At 60.2% G+C, this 13,348-nt stretch carries 13 protein-coding genes; 6 read left to right on the top strand and 7 right to left on the bottom strand.

The genetic code is table 11. The features are described 5' to 3' along the window. Window positions 1–24: 24 nt before the first annotated feature. The 3 genes from RXV86_RS09450 (at window position 25) to RXV86_RS09440 (ending at window position 1,269) form a co-directional block, all read left to right on the top strand. Window positions 25–351 carry a DUF3775 domain-containing protein gene (locus RXV86_RS09450; protein ID WP_316300225.1) on the top strand — a complete coding sequence of 109 codons (327 nt, stop codon included), beginning with the start codon at window positions 25–27 and terminating at the stop codon, window positions 349–351. Between the two features lie 352 nt (window positions 352–703). Further along, the gene (locus RXV86_RS09445; protein WP_316299249.1) at window positions 704–958 is read left to right on the top strand and encodes a hypothetical protein; all 255 of its coding nucleotides are present in this window, start codon (window positions 704–706) and stop codon (window positions 956–958) included. A gap of 50 nt (window positions 959–1,008) precedes the next feature. Then, the gene (locus tag RXV86_RS09440; protein ID WP_316299248.1) at window positions 1,009–1,269 is read left to right on the top strand and encodes a hypothetical protein; all 261 of its coding nucleotides are present in this window, start codon (window positions 1,009–1,011) and stop codon (window positions 1,267–1,269) included. 72 nt (window positions 1,270–1,341) lie between these two features. On the opposite strand, the gene RXV86_RS09435 is transcribed toward RXV86_RS09440, so the two are convergent. The 3 genes from RXV86_RS09435 to RXV86_RS09425 are packed head-to-tail and all read right to left on the bottom strand — an operon-like array spanning window position 1,342 to window position 4,267. Next, window positions 1,342–2,469: a saccharopine dehydrogenase family protein gene (locus RXV86_RS09435; RefSeq protein ID WP_316299247.1), complete on the bottom strand. Its 1,128-nt coding sequence runs from the start codon at window positions 2,467–2,469 to the stop codon at window positions 1,342–1,344. Window position 2,470: 1 nt separating this feature from the next. Beyond that, a complete protein-coding gene (locus tag RXV86_RS09430; RefSeq protein ID WP_316299246.1) occupies window positions 2,471–3,550 on the bottom strand; it encodes a saccharopine dehydrogenase in 1,080 nt (359 codons plus the stop codon). Between the two features lie 57 nt (window positions 3,551–3,607). Then, the gene (locus tag RXV86_RS09425; RefSeq protein ID WP_316299245.1) at window positions 3,608–4,267 is read right to left on the bottom strand and encodes a histidine phosphatase family protein; all 660 of its coding nucleotides are present in this window, start codon (window positions 4,265–4,267) and stop codon (window positions 3,608–3,610) included. A 192-nt stretch (window positions 4,268–4,459) separates the two neighbouring features. On the opposite strand from RXV86_RS09425, the gene fdhF reads away from it, so the two are divergent. The 3 genes from fdhF to RXV86_RS09410 are packed head-to-tail and all read left to right on the top strand — an operon-like array spanning window position 4,460 to window position 9,410. Continuing rightward, the gene (gene fdhF, locus RXV86_RS09420; RefSeq protein WP_316299244.1) at window positions 4,460–7,240 is read left to right on the top strand and encodes a formate dehydrogenase subunit alpha; all 2,781 of its coding nucleotides are present in this window, start codon (window positions 4,460–4,462) and stop codon (window positions 7,238–7,240) included. A 38-nt stretch (window positions 7,241–7,278) separates the two neighbouring features. Next, a complete protein-coding gene (locus tag RXV86_RS09415; RefSeq protein ID WP_316299243.1) occupies window positions 7,279–8,202 on the top strand; it encodes an HNH endonuclease in 924 nt (307 codons plus the stop codon). A 2-nt stretch (window positions 8,203–8,204) separates the two neighbouring features. Further along, window positions 8,205–9,410, top strand: coding sequence for a Zn-dependent hydrolase (locus tag RXV86_RS09410; RefSeq protein ID WP_316300223.1), 1,206 nt, complete (start codon window positions 8,205–8,207; stop codon window positions 9,408–9,410). A 94-nt stretch (window positions 9,411–9,504) separates the two neighbouring features. Here RXV86_RS09410 and RXV86_RS09405 read toward each other — a convergent pair whose 3' ends face one another. The 4 genes from RXV86_RS09405 to RXV86_RS09390 all read right to left on the bottom strand — a co-directional run bounded on the left by RXV86_RS09405 (window position 9,505) and on the right by RXV86_RS09390 (window position 13,193). Continuing rightward, window positions 9,505–9,903: an MAPEG family protein gene (locus tag RXV86_RS09405; protein ID WP_316299242.1), complete on the bottom strand. Its 399-nt coding sequence runs from the start codon at window positions 9,901–9,903 to the stop codon at window positions 9,505–9,507. Between the two features lie 160 nt (window positions 9,904–10,063). Continuing rightward, on the bottom strand, window positions 10,064–10,489 hold the full coding sequence (locus RXV86_RS09400; protein WP_316299241.1) for a hypothetical protein: 426 nt from the start codon (window positions 10,487–10,489) through the stop codon (window positions 10,064–10,066). Between the two features lie 22 nt (window positions 10,490–10,511). Continuing rightward, window positions 10,512–11,216 carry a response regulator transcription factor gene (locus RXV86_RS09395; RefSeq protein ID WP_316299240.1) on the bottom strand — a complete coding sequence of 235 codons (705 nt, stop codon included), beginning with the start codon at window positions 11,214–11,216 and terminating at the stop codon, window positions 10,512–10,514. A gap of 60 nt (window positions 11,217–11,276) precedes the next feature. After that, entirely contained in the window at window positions 11,277–13,193 is a 1,917-nt protein-coding gene (locus RXV86_RS09390; protein WP_316299239.1) for a PAS-domain containing protein, read from the bottom strand. Window positions 13,194–13,348 lie beyond the last annotated feature (155 nt).

The following is a 13,348-nucleotide window of genomic DNA, read 5'->3' as shown; positions in this document are numbered from 1 at the left end:
ATGCGCGACCTGGAGGATAACCCGATGCTGGACATTTCCGTTTACAAGATTGCCCAGGTAATCCTGATGGCCCGAGAGCTTGACCGGGCCGAGGGCGAGATTCGCGGGTTCATCGACCGGCTGACCGAGGAAGAACAGGCCAGCCTTGTTGCGGTCATGTGGATCGGGCGCGACAGTTTCGCTGCCGACGACCTGGAAGAAGCCAAGCGTACCGCGATGGCCGAGGCGACGACGCCAACAGCGGACTATCTTCTGGGCACGCCGCACCTGTCGGACCACCTGGAAAATGGGCTGGATGAACTTGGCCTTTCGGCAGTGGACGAAGAAGACGACCTCGTTCGCGGGGGATAATCCCGAAACATCACTCACGAATTGCGAGAGAGCCACCGGGTTACGGATGTTACGCCCGGGGTTTTTTGTATGCGTGTGTTCACGAATTGCATAACGGCGTGAAAACCTTTTCGTGAATTGTGAGTGATGTTGCAGGAGTGATCATTTCATCACACCGTAACATACTGAAATTAAATATATAAAGAACACTTTTCCGCCCCAAGGGCGCAATGTTCGGGGATTTTCCCATCTGCGCACAGCGCGGTGAACAGGCGTGTTTTGAAACCAGACCGGCCAATGCTCACTTTGGATGCAGATCGAACGACACGATCATCGACACGCAAACCCAAGTGAACCTCGAAAGGACATACCAATGAAACTCGCAATCGCAGCCTTCGGTACCGCTCTTGTTTTGGCCACCAGTGCTTCGGCCATGATCGGCCCCTATGAACGCGCCGTTGAAGACCCGGCCGCTGCCACGCATCTCTTTACCACCGGGAACGATACGGTCGACCAGACCGCGAGCGTTTCGAACAGCCCGGAATCGGATTGGACTGGCGACGATATCAAGAAAGTCACCGTTTTCTCGACCAATGCTCCGGCTCAACTTGGCGCAGACGCGCGCTGACCCAAGCTGCCCCCCCCAAACCTTCCCGTATTTTTGAAAGGACCCACGACATGAAACTCGCAATCGCAGCCTTTGGCACCGCTCTCGTTCTGGCTTCTGGCGCCTCGGCCATGGTTGGCCCCTACGAACGCGCCGTTGACGCTCCGGATGCAGCTCAGCATCTTTTTACAACCGGATCGGGTGACTATGAGCAGGCCAATAGCCGGTCGCATAGCCCGGAAGCCGATTGGTATGATGGCCAAGAACGCAAAGTGACCCAATTCACAACCAGCGTGGAACAGAACCAGCTCAAGGGGGTAAACGCCCGCTGATTGCCACTCGCGAAAACAACAACGCGCCCGCAGGAAAGGCCTGCGGGCGCGGTTTTCGTTTTGGTTCGCGGCTTAAACCTCGGTAACGATTTCAAGATGTTGAGCCAGTTTGTCAATCTCGGCCAGCCAAGTGTCCACCAGCTTCGGATCGGAAGGCGCAGGGGACACTCCAGCGGGAATTTCACGGTTTAAGACGGCCTCGATCGCCAGAGAGACCGGGATCGACACCAGCCGAGCCATGGCTGTGCCGCGTGCGTCGCCCCAAGCGTCCATCACGTAAGTCTTGTGCCAGACAGACCGGCCGTCTTTCTCGGCCTTGAGACTGACGCAGAGCACTACGCGGTCGGGCTCGCCCTCATCATAGGCATTTTCTGCCAGTAGCTTGTTGGCGACCTGTTGCAGATGCTCGTCCGATGCGCTGCCGACCATGTCGAAAATCTCGGCCCAGGCGTCAGCCCAGCCGTTCAGGCGCAGGGTGCCACGGACGAACTCGCGCACTGGCCACTCGGCGGCGAACTGGTAGTCCTCCATGAAAGGCAGGCTGTCGCGGTTGGGGTAGACTTCGAAGCTTTCCGGAGTGGGCAGGGGTGCGTCGTAGCGGCTGATGGCGTCCCAGGGTTTCGAGACGTTGAGCTCGGCGAAATTGCGGATCGAGCGCGAGGGCGAGCGCAGCGCTTTCAGTACACCGACCGGGGCCCAGGAGAATTTGTAACGGAAGGCATTGGCGTGTTTCGGTACGCCGCCGCAATAGGAAACGAAGCTGATCTCGTTGTCGGCGGCATAGGCGTCCGACGCGCGGTAGTCGGCCACGAGCTTGTGAGCCATCAGATGGTCAATGCCTGGATCGAGGCCAACCTCGTTGACACAGGCCAACCCGGCGTTGCGGAACTTGTCATCAAGCGCCTTCATCTCAGGCGCGATATAGGAAGAGGACACAAAATTGGCACCTTGAGTCAGGCACATCTCGGCCAGCGGTACGTGCCAATCGCCAGGCAGCATCGAGACCACCACATCGCCCTGCTTGGTGGCTGCCGTCAGGGCCTCCATGTCAAAGGCACGAATGTCGGTGGTCAGATCGCCAACCGCCTCTTGTGCCTTTTCGACGGTCCGGTTCCAGACGGTGACGGGATGGCGCGCCTCGATCAGGCGGCGAAGACCGGGAACAGTGGAAAGGCCGGTGCCACACCAGTGAATTGTCATGTCAAACCTCCGCGACGTGTGTTTTGAAGTCGGCCTCGGCGCGTGCCCAGACACCATCCGAGAGATTGGAGAGGGTCAGAAGGGATGGCAAGAGCTGTTCTGCGTAATCTTGCGAGGATTCCAGAGGCAGCATCGACGGCAGGTTGTCGATGGCCATCACGTCGAGGGGGGGATCGTCATGGGCACGGGTGATCGGCGTACCGTGGGCGCGGAAAACCGGTTCGGCCCAGTTCGTGGCCCGGTCATAGACCGGCACCGGGTTGTAGTCGCTGTCGGGGTCGCAGGCGACATCACCAATGACTGTCAGCTTTCTATCCGCTGTCAGCGCCGATTGCGGAACGAAAACCGGAGTGCCGGGGCGGGCCAGGATGCAGTTGAAAAACAGGTCGTGCTGCAGGATTTCCGGGAAGGGGCCACCACTCGCAGTTTCGGCCATGTCCCATTTGGTGACGTCCACGCCGAGCGCCTCGCACAGGTCCGCCGCGCCGGTGCCGACCCGGCCTAGCGCGCCGATGACGATGGCATTGGGGCGGGGTTTGCCGGTGGCGTCCATCTGCGCGGTCAGACCGGTCAGCATGGCGTCCTTGTTCTTGTAGGCGCCAACCGGGCCACAGATGCCGCCCTTCTGTTGTGCAGCCCAGGCGATAAGGCTGACCGCGGCCCCGGCGAAGCCAGCCCAATAGCCAAAGGCTGCAACACGGCGGCCGGCTTCGTCGACCAAGTATTCCAGATCATATAGTGTGCCGCCGCCATCCTTGAAGCGGCGCAGCAGGTCTTTGCCGGAAAACTGCCCTTTGAAGGCATGGCCGAACATGATGTGGCGATGAGGAAGGGGGGTGCCATCTTCGGGCAGTTCCTTGAGGCCGAAAATGATCGCGTCTGCGGGTGCCTGCGCCCACGAGTTTTCCGGCGCGATTTCGGCCCCGGCGTCAATGTAGCCTTGCAGCGGGATGGCGCGGACCGAGCTTTCCTCGACCGTGACGCGGATACCGGTATCGACCAGCGCCTTGGCGCCTTCGGGGGTCAGGCCGACCCGTTCCTCGTTCAGGCGCTGTTCGGCGCGGACCCAGAGATGTGTCATGTTTCGGCTCCTATGCGGGGACCTTCGCCGCGCCCTGACATGCGCGCGTCGGAAGGGTTAGAGATGGGTTTGGGCGAATTGCCGGTCGCGGTGTTCCAGATGCGGGATGGCGTTGAAATGTGCCAGCGTCGGATAGCCATGCAACACGTGAAGGCGGTGAACCGAACTGTTCATGATCGAAAGCGCCACATGGCTCCAGGCTATCAGATCGAGGTTCAGCACCCGTCGCAGGATTGTTGCGATCACCCCGCCGGACGTCACCAGCAGGGCGCGGCCGTTCGAGGCGGTGATTTCATCGAGCATGGCGTCGATCCGGGCGGTGAAATCGGCGTAGCTTTCGGGTGGGTCGGCGATCTCGTTGCGCTCCCACGCGCCAAAGACCTGCGGCAGGTGTTCAACATAGCCTTCGCGGGTTTCGGGAATCGGCAGCCCGTGCTGGTCCTGCATCATCTGTGCCATGGCGAAATAGCTAAGCTCATTGAGCCGTGCATCCTGCACCAGCGGCGCGTGACGTTCGGCGCCCATCGACTGTGCCGTCTCAACCTGGCGCCGTAGGGTGCCGGAATAGACCCGGGCGAAACGCTCTCCGGTGGCGTCGATATGTTCCCCCAGCCAGCGGGCCTGCTGGTGACCAAGATCCGAGAGCTTGTCATATCCGGTCTCATCCTTGGCCATGGAGTTGGCCTGACCGTGGCGCACGAGGGTGATGTGGGGCATGGATAATGTCCTTTCGGAGCATTCGATATTCGAGTGTGGCGCGTGTGGCAATCGGGGGAGCGTTCCGCACAGGAGTATTTTTGGCAAGATGAAGGGGCGGGTGGCGCGAATTGCCACCCAGCGGTCGGGAATGGGGGATGCAGGCGCGTTACAGCGTGATTTATGCTACGCTTAAGGACAGGAGCACGCGCGATGAATGATAGGGTCCGATTCACATTGGATGGCGAGGAGGTTGTGGCCGAGAAGGGCATGACCATCTGGGAAGTGGCCAATGGCCGGGGCTTGGTGATTCCGCATCTTTGCCACAAGCCCGCGCCGGGATACCGCCCTGACGGTAATTGCCGTGCCTGCATGGTCGAGGTCGAAGGTGAGCGCACACTGGTTGCCAGCTGCATTCGCGAGCCTGCCGAGGGGATGGTCGTTACCACCGACTCGACGCGCGCCGAGAGTGCCCGCAAGATGGTGGTGGAGATGTTGATCACCGATCAGCCCGAGCGCGACGTGGCCCACGACAAGAACGCACATTTCTGGGACATGGCCGAAGCGAGTGGCATCGAGGCCAGTCGCCTACCCAAACTGGAAAAGGGGCGCATACCGCTTCTGGATGACAGCCACATCGCGATGCGGGTGAACTTGGATGCCTGCATTTCTTGTGGCCTGTGCGTGCGGGCTTGCCGTGAAGTGCAGGTCAATGATGTGATCGGGATGGCAGGGCGCGGCCATGACGCGTACCCGATATTTGATCTGAATGACCCAATGGGCGGCTCAACCTGCGTCGCATGTGGCGAATGTGTGCAGGCCTGTCCAACCGGTGCGCTGATGCCGGCCAGCGTCGTGGCCGAGGGCGAGCGCGGGGATAGATCGGATTTCGACCGCGAAGTGGAAAGTGTCTGTCCGTTCTGTGGGGTGGGCTGCCAGGTGTCGCTCAAGGTCAAGGACGATAGAGTTGTTTATGTTGAGGGGCTGAATGGGCCCGCCAACGAAGGGCGGCTTTGTGTAAAGGGCCGTTTCGGGTTCGACTATATCCACCATCCACATCGCCTTACCAAACCTCTGATCCGGCGTGATGATGCGCCTGCGAAGGGGCTGAACGTTGACCCTGGCAATTTCACGGACGTGTTCCGCGAAACAAGCTGGGACGAGGCGATGGAAGTGGCCGCCGGGGGCCTGGCGCGGTTGCGTGACGATACCGGCAGGCGGGTCGCCGGGTTCGGCAGCGCCAAGTGCACCAATGAAGAAGCCTATTTGTTTCAGAAGCTGATCCGTCAGGGGTTCGGCCACAACAACGTCGATCACTGCACCCGGCTTTGCCATGCTTCGTCTGTCTCGGCCCTGCTTGAAAATGTCGGCTCGGGCGCCGTGACTGCCACGTTCAACGAGATTGAAAACGCCGATGTGGCAATCTTGATTGGTTGTAACCCGGTGGAAAACCATCCAGTTGCAGCGACCTACTTCAAACAGTTTGTGAAACGCGGTGGCAAGCTGATCGTGATGGATCCGCGTGGGGTTGGGTTGCGTCGGTTTGCGTCACACATGCTGCAATTCCGGCCCGGCGCGGACGTGTCGATGCTGAATGCGATCATGCATGTGATCGTCGAGGAAGAGCTGTACGATCAGGATTATATCGAGCGGTTTACCGACAACTGGGAGGCCGAGAAAGAGCACCTGGCTGATTTCTCGCCCGAGGAGATGAGCGAGATTTGCGGTATTGCACCCGAGGTGCTGCGCGATGTGGCGCGGGTCTTTGCCGGGGCCAAGGCGGGCATGATCTTCTGGGGTATGGGCGTCAGCCAGCACATCCACGGTACCGACAATTCGCGCTGCCTGATTTCACTGGCGCTGATGACCGGGAATGTCGGCAAGCCGGGCGCGGGGCTGCACCCTCTCAGGGGGCAGAACAACGTGCAAGGGGCGTCAGATGCGGGGCTGATCCCGATGTTCCTGCCGGATTACCAGAGCGTGATGGACGACCACGTTCGTGAGAACTTCAATCACATCTGGGGCTCGGATGATTTCAACGATGAGGAAAAGGGTCTGACCGTGACCGAGATCATCGATGCGATCCATGCCGGTGACATCAGGGGCATGTACATCCAGGGAGAAAACCCGGCCATGTCTGATCCGGATGTGGATCACGCGCGCGAGGCCCTGGCTAAGCTGGAACACCTAGTGGTGCAGGACATTTTCCTGACCGAAACGGCAAATTATGCTGACGTGATCCTGCCAGCCTCGGCGTTTTACGAGAAATCGGGCACCGTCACTAATACCAATCGGCAGGTTCAGATGGGCCGCCCTGCGGTCCCCCCTCCGGGCGAGGCACGCGAGGATTGGGCGATCACGGTCGAGCTGGCCCGGCGGCTGGGGCTCAACTGGGTCTACGGCAGTCCCAGAGATGTGTTTGCCGAGATGAAACGCGGCATGCATTCGCTCGACAACATCACCTGGGACCGGTTGGAGGCAGAGCACGCAGTAACCTATCCGTCGCTGTCACCCGAGGATCCGGGGCAGCATATCGTGTTTGGCGATGGCTTCCCGCGCGAGGATGGCCGGGCAAGGTTTACACCCGCCAGCGTAATTGCACCGGACGAGGCGCCGGACGAGGAGTATCCGATGATCCTGACCACCGGACGGCAGCTTGAGCATTGGCACACCGGGTCAATGACCCGGCGCTCCAAGGTTCTGGATGCCGTGGAGCCCGAGGCGAATTGTTCCCTGCACCCCAAGACGTTGCGGCGGTTGGGGGTTGAGCCGGGTGGCATGATCCGGTTGAGCACCCGTCGTGGATCGGTCGAGGTGATGGCGCGGGCGGATCGGGCTGTGGCCGAGGATATGGTGTTCCTGCCCTTTGCCTTTGTCGAGGCGGCAGCGAACATCCTGACCAACCCGGCGGTTGATCCCTATGGCAAGATCCCCGAGTTCAAGTTCTCGGCGGTGAAGGTCGAAAAGGTTGAGGGGGCCGTGGCGGCGGAGTAGCTCTTGCCGACCCGACCATTGATGTGCTTCTTGGCCGTATGGCCAATGCAGTCTTCATACAAAACCCGAGGTCGATCTATAAAGATGAACCAGGCGTTCGGTATCACTTTCCCAAAATGTACCTGAGTCGGGTACAAGCGTGCGTCGGTGACTGGGTGGTCTTCTATGAGGGTAAGGCCGGAGTGTTGGGCTATACCGCGGTGCAGAAAGTTCGTGAGGTAATTCCGGACCCTGAAACTGACGGGCATTACTTTGCCGTGCTCGAACGAGACACGCTTTGGCAATTTGAACAGGTTGTGCCGCGTAACAACCCCTTAGGGCGGGCTTGGGAGCACAGTTTGCGGGGGGCTGACGGCCGCGCAATGAGTGGCGGTTATGCTGTCTCGGCAGTGAGAGGTGTTTCATTCGAAGAGTTTTCCGAGATTGTGCAGGCCGGGTTGCATCCTCTGAGCGGACCTGAGGCGCTTCCTCGTGAAGCCGACCCGCCGGGAGTGGTGGCAGGAGGGTTTGGCGAGGCTTCGCAGCCCTTTGTTTATCCGGGCCTTTCGGACTTGCGCAGTGAGGTCCTCACCTCTCGCAAAGCGAGAGATCAATCGTTTGCGCGAATGGTCAAGGCTGCCTACAAAGGTCGCTGTGCGATTTCCGGCCTGGACCTTCGCAATGGGCTGGGCAGGGCCGAGGTTCAAGCCGCTCATATTCGACCTGTGAAGCTTGACGGACCAGATGTTGTGCCCAACGGGCTGGCACTTTCGGCAACGCTACATTGGATGTTTGATCGTGGTTTGATCTCGGTAGGACCCGAGCATGAAATTCTTGTTTCAGATAACAAGGTCTCGCCGGATGTGCGGCGCCGGCTGATTTCACCATCAGAGCGATTGCATCTGCCCGACAATTCGAGAGACCATCCGCATCCGGAATACCTTCGTTTTCACCGTGAGAATATCTTTGGGGCTGCAGCATGATACTGAGCGTAAATCCCGACCGATTCCTTTCCGACTTGCATACCCTGCGCCAGTTCGGGGCGTCTGGTATTGGAAAGGGTGTGGTTCGTCCGGCCTATTCCAAGCCCGATATCGAGGCGCGGGAATGGTTGCGTGGGCGGATGGAAGAGGTGGGTCTGACGACGCATTACGACCCGATGGGAAACCTGTTTGGGCTGGCCGAAGGGACATCGCTGCTTCTGGGCTCGCATTCTGATAGCCAGCCCGAAGGCGGGTGGCTGGATGGCAGTCTGGGTGTAATTGCCGCGCTGGAAGTGGCACGGGCCAGTCGCGAGGCCGGAGGGCCGCCCATCTCGGTTGTCAGCTTCCAGGATGAGGAAGGCCGGTTCGGGGTCACCACCGGCAGCACGGTTTGGTCCGGTGGGTTGAACCTGGAGCAGGCTGACGAGTTGACCGACCGCGACGGCGTGACCCTGGCTGAGGCTCGGGGCACGATGGCGCATTTGATCGGCGATTGGGTTGATGCGGACCGCTTCACCGGGTTCATCGAGATGCATATCGAACAGGGGCCGTGGTTGGATCAGGCAGGGGAAGCCATCGGCGTGGTCAGCGACATTGTCGGCATCCGGGATATGCGCATCACGTTCGATGGCCAGCAGAACCACGCAGGTACGACACCGATGCATCTGCGCCGCGATGCCTTTCAGGGGCTCGCTGAGTTCAACGCTCTGATCAATGAGCGGTTCCGGAACGTGGTTACACCCCAAACCGTCTGGACCATCGGCCACGTCAGCCTGCACCCGGATGCCCATTCGATCGTGCCGGGGAAAACAGTATTTTCGATGCAATGGCGTGATGGCGATGCTGACCGGTTGCGACGGATGGAAGAGATTATTCGTGCAACAGCGCAGGAGGTTTCTGAGGCGCGCGAGTTGGGGTTGGAGATCGGACCCATGCTGGGGCTCGAACCGGTGACGATGGATGAAAACCTGCGCACTGCGCTGAAGTTGTCGGCCGAATTGGTGGTGCCGGGGCGTTGGCGCGAAATGCCGTCCGGCGCACTGCATGACGCGACCAACGTGGCGCGGTTGATGCCGGTGGCGATGCTGTTCGTGCCATCAATCGACGGGATCAGCCATGCCTTTGAAGAAGATACAGACGAGCGTGATCTGGTGGCTGGATTGCAGGTTCTGGCAGGGGCCGTCGCGAGTTTGCAGGGGCAAAACTAGGCCGGCGCACTTCCTTTTGGCTGAAAGGGGAATGCACCGGCCATTGTACCCTGCCAGGGGAGCAAAAAGGCAGGGCCTCGGGAGAGCCGTTGAATCAGATCATGCCGAACAATCGCAAGCCAAGTGCCACGGTACAGGCCGCAGCCACGGCAAAGGCCAGTGTGCGCACCACCGGGATGCCAAGGCAGTAGATGATATAATGGGCGATCATGGCGTAGAACCATGCCATGGCCAGCACGCCGGGATAGCCATCCTCGGGCAGCCGTATCATAGCCATGACGGCCAGCGGGGCGAAGGCCACGAAGGCCTCGACTCCGACCTTGTGGGCACGCATGGCCCGTTGGGCCCAGGCGGATTGTGGTTTTGCGGCGGGATCGTAATTGGCCAAGGCCCCCATCAAGCCCCGCACGATGATCCGGTCGAGGATGTAGGGAAGCCAGGATATACCAAGCCAAAGCGCCGCAAGGGCGGTATAGGTTTCAAGCTGTGTCACTGTCTCGTTTCCTTGCTCGGGTGAGGCGGGATTTTCCCACCGGATTGGAAAGGTTTGGCCTTTCGCGTTGAAGACACATTACCTCAAATTTTTGGAAATTTCTACATTTACGTGAAGTTTCTATGGCGGCTACTAAATATAGCGTGCCTCTTGGGCTGGACTATGGCCACAGCAGACTAAGGGCTAAGACGCCCCACGCTGTGATTGCTGGTAAGACGATCCAGTAGTCCCGCTCCTTCGGCAGTTGCCAGCCAGCAGCATCGCGGGCAGCAACAATCGTGCGCAGACAAGCAATGGGCCAATAGACCGTAATGCCAAGCACAGCCGCAAGCGCGAACAGGGCCCAATCCGCCCCCGACGCATGCCCATACAATGCAACCCCAAGAACAGGCGTGTAGAATACCAGATCGGCAAAAGCATAGCCTTTCCAAAAAGCTACGCCGATTTCACCGACTGTCTCCGCGGGTTCTTGCGTGCCCATGCGCACACCCAGCCGGTACGACAGGGCCGCGCTGCATTGAGCGACCAGAAGGTAGAAAAACAGCGCCCAGCCCGGGACTTGGATGATCCAGAACTCCAACGACATTATTGCCTCCCAGCTTTGGTGGTCAGCTCCAGCTTACATCACCCAGAAAAATATACCCCGCCCCGTAAATTGTCTTGATCAGGCGTGGGTTTTTTGGGTCTTCGCGGAGCTTGGTGCGTAACCGCGAAATGCGCACATCCATGGCGCGGTCGAAACTTTCACTGGCGGCTCCACCCAGATTTTCCTGCATATTGGCGCGTGAAATCAGCCGCTTAGGGCGTTCGAGAAACAGTCGCAGCACCTCGCCCTCGGCGTGGGAAAACGGGGTTTCGCCGCCGGTTTCATCTATCAACAGGTAGCGGTCAAAATGCGCGGTCCAGCCGTTGAAATGGGCAGTTTCTCCAGATTGCTGGGTCGGCGCGGGTTTGCGCAGGCGGGCACGTATGCGGGCCACGACCTCGGCCGGGTCGAAGGGTTTGATGATGTAGTCGTCGGCACCCAGTTCTAAGCCGGTCACCCGATCTTGTACTTGAGCACGGCCAGAGATGATGATGACGGTGGCGCCCTGCTCGAGTGCCAAGCGGTGAACAAGCGTCAGACCGTCCCTGTCCGGCAGGGACAGATCGACAAGGCAGACGTCAGGCGTGGTGGTCTTGAGCGCGGCTTCGAATTCGGTTGCGCGGCCGAACCCCATGGTGCGGAATCCGGCCTCTTCCAAGGCCTGGGTGAGCATCTCGCGGATGGCGGGTTCGTCGTCGAGGATGGTGACCAGGGGGGCGGTCGTCATGAGCGTGGTCCTTGGTGGCGGGGTCGGAAGAGGAGCAGCCCCCACATCCCCTGATGTTTTCTAGCCAGATGAAGGCGAGGGTTGGGTCGACAGAAATGCGGTGAGCTCGTCACCTGTGAAAGGTTTGGTGAGGATCGGGGCGCGGGCCTGCCCGGCGCAGAATAGATCGTGGCTGTTAGGCAGCGAAGTCATTAAGAAACAGGGCGGATGCGGGTCGGGCAAGCGGTCGATCAAGTCGACGCCCGAGGCCTCGCCCTCGAGCGAGATGTCCGAGAGTACAAGCGAGATGTCGGGAATCTGCTGGGCTAGGGCCAGGGCCTCGTCGACGGATGCGGCCTCGATCACAGTATGGCCTGCCCCAATCAGCATGTCGCGGATTGAGGCGCGCAGGTCCGGGCTGTCCTCAACCAGGAGCACAAGGCCGGGTTCCACGGGTAGCGGAGCCGGACGCAGGGGCAGGCGTAACGACACCTGCCCGCCGCTGTCGCAATTGGTGAGGCTGGCGCGGCCTCCGGCGAGCTTGGTCATGTCATAGACCATCGCAAGGCCGAGCCCCGAACCTTCGCCGCCCTTGGTGGTGAAAAAAGGTTCGAACCCGTGTTCCAATGCCTCAGGGCTGAATCCGGGGCCGGTGTCGCAGACACTGAATTCGACCCATGTGTTCTGGACCGAGTGGGCGGTTAGGGAAATGGCGCCGGAGCCTTCGCAGGCATCACGGGCGTTGAGAACGAGGTTCAAAAGGCTGTCCTGCAACATGCCCGAATCGAGCATCAACGCGCCGGTGTCGATCCGGTTATCGATGGCAAGCGTGACGTTTGGTGGCAGCGCCGAGCTGGCCAGAGTTTCGAAATCGCGCAGGAAGGCGCGGATATTGGTGGCCCGCGGGGTGACCTCGCGGGCGCCGGTCATGTCCGCGATGCGATTGAGCAGCGCGCCGCCGCGTTTGGCCGCCGAAAGCGTGGCTGTGATCAACTCGTCCGCATCCCCGCGCAACTCCATGCGTTGCAGGCGTGACTGCATGCCGAGGATAATGGTCAACAGGTTCGAGAAATCATGTGCCAGGCCGGAAATCATCTGGGCTGCGATCTCGCGCCGGCGGGTCTGTTGCAGGGCGGCGCGGGTCTGGGTTTCCTCGGTGATGTCCATCGACAGGATATAGACACCACCGGTGCTGTCATCGGGTGTCAGGGCCACGCGGATGCGGCGCGACGAGGGCTCGTGGTTGAATTCGAACACGCTGGCGCGGCCCTTGTAGGCCTTGTCGAGTTCCGGGCCGATCACCGACCAGGGTTGCTCGCCCAGCACTTGCGCCGCGTGCTGCCCTACCGGGTCTGGCTGCGAGCCGGGCATCACCGAGCTGAGCCGACGGTTTGAATAGGTATAGTGCCGGTCGAGGCCGACATGGGCGATGTGAGCCGGCATCATCTCGGCGGTCAGGCGGGCGCGGGCCTCGGCCTCGGTCAACTGGCGCTTGGCCTCTTCCAGCGCGGTGACGGTCGAGGCGAGCTTGCGGTTGGCAGCCGACAGGTCCTCGGCATGGGTCAGCAGTTTCTCGGACAGTTCCTCGGAGCGTGTACGCAGCAACTGTTCGGCCCGTTTGGTGGCGGTGATGTCGGTATAGACCGCGACCCAGCCGCCTTCGGGAATCGGCGATCCTTCGACCGATATCCAACGACCATTGGCCATTTCGCGTTCCAGATAATGCGGTTCGAAGGCCAAGGCCAAGTCTATGCGGTCCTGAACGAATTGTTCGACATCATCGACAGCGCCGTATTCGCCCCGGGTAGCGAGAAAGCGGATGGTTTCACCAAACGACGCACCGGGAGTGACCAGTTCGGGAGGAAGGGCGAACATGTCCTCGAACCGCTGGTTTGCCACTACGAGACGCAGGTCGTGATCGTAAATCGACAGAGCCTGCTGAATGAGATTCAGCCCGGCCATGGTCATGGCAGTGGTGTCGCTGCGGTGCTTGTGCATGCGGCCTCCTTGGGCTTTGGGGTAGCACCATGATGGCGTTATGGGAAAGGGGGGATGCGCGAAATCGTGTCCCCCGCATCCAAAGTGTTCACCTGTTACAATTCGTTAGATTCTGGAAAACATGAAGCAAAAGTTGACGGCGAGCTTGAAACCCG

Source organism: Aliisedimentitalea sp. MJ-SS2 (assembly GCF_032586155.1).
Lineage (GTDB): Bacteria > Pseudomonadota > Alphaproteobacteria > Rhodobacterales > Rhodobacteraceae > JAWHTC01.
The sequence above is the reverse complement of the archived record's forward strand: the minus strand, read 5'-3'. Positions and strand labels throughout refer to the sequence as shown.

Excerpts from the sequence above, each read along its gene's own strand:
- fdhF (WP_316299244.1), top strand. The coding sequence starts at position 4,460 with ATGAATGATAGGGTCCGATTCACATTGGATGGCGAGGAGGTTGTGGCC.
- RXV86_RS09430 (WP_316299246.1), bottom strand. The coding sequence starts at position 3,550 with ATGACACATCTCTGGGTCCGCGCCGAACAGCGCCTGAACGAGGAACGG.
- RXV86_RS09440 (WP_316299248.1), top strand. The coding sequence starts at position 1,009 with ATGAAACTCGCAATCGCAGCCTTTGGCACCGCTCTCGTTCTGGCTTCT.
- RXV86_RS09390 (WP_316299239.1), bottom strand. The coding sequence starts at position 13,193 with ATGCACAAGCACCGCAGCGACACCACTGCCATGACCATGGCCGGGCTG.
- RXV86_RS09400 (WP_316299241.1), bottom strand. The coding sequence starts at position 10,489 with ATGTCGTTGGAGTTCTGGATCATCCAAGTCCCGGGCTGGGCGCTGTTT.
- RXV86_RS09435 (WP_316299247.1), bottom strand. The coding sequence starts at position 2,469 with ATGACAATTCACTGGTGTGGCACCGGCCTTTCCACTGTTCCCGGTCTT.
- RXV86_RS09445 (WP_316299249.1), top strand. The coding sequence starts at position 704 with ATGAAACTCGCAATCGCAGCCTTCGGTACCGCTCTTGTTTTGGCCACC.
- RXV86_RS09425 (WP_316299245.1), bottom strand. The coding sequence starts at position 4,267 with ATGCCCCACATCACCCTCGTGCGCCACGGTCAGGCCAACTCCATGGCC.
- RXV86_RS09450 (WP_316300225.1), top strand. The coding sequence starts at position 25 with ATGCTGGACATTTCCGTTTACAAGATTGCCCAGGTAATCCTGATGGCC.
- RXV86_RS09415 (WP_316299243.1), top strand. The coding sequence starts at position 7,279 with ATGGCCAATGCAGTCTTCATACAAAACCCGAGGTCGATCTATAAAGAT.
- RXV86_RS09395 (WP_316299240.1), bottom strand. The coding sequence starts at position 11,216 with ATGACGACCGCCCCCCTGGTCACCATCCTCGACGACGAACCCGCCATC.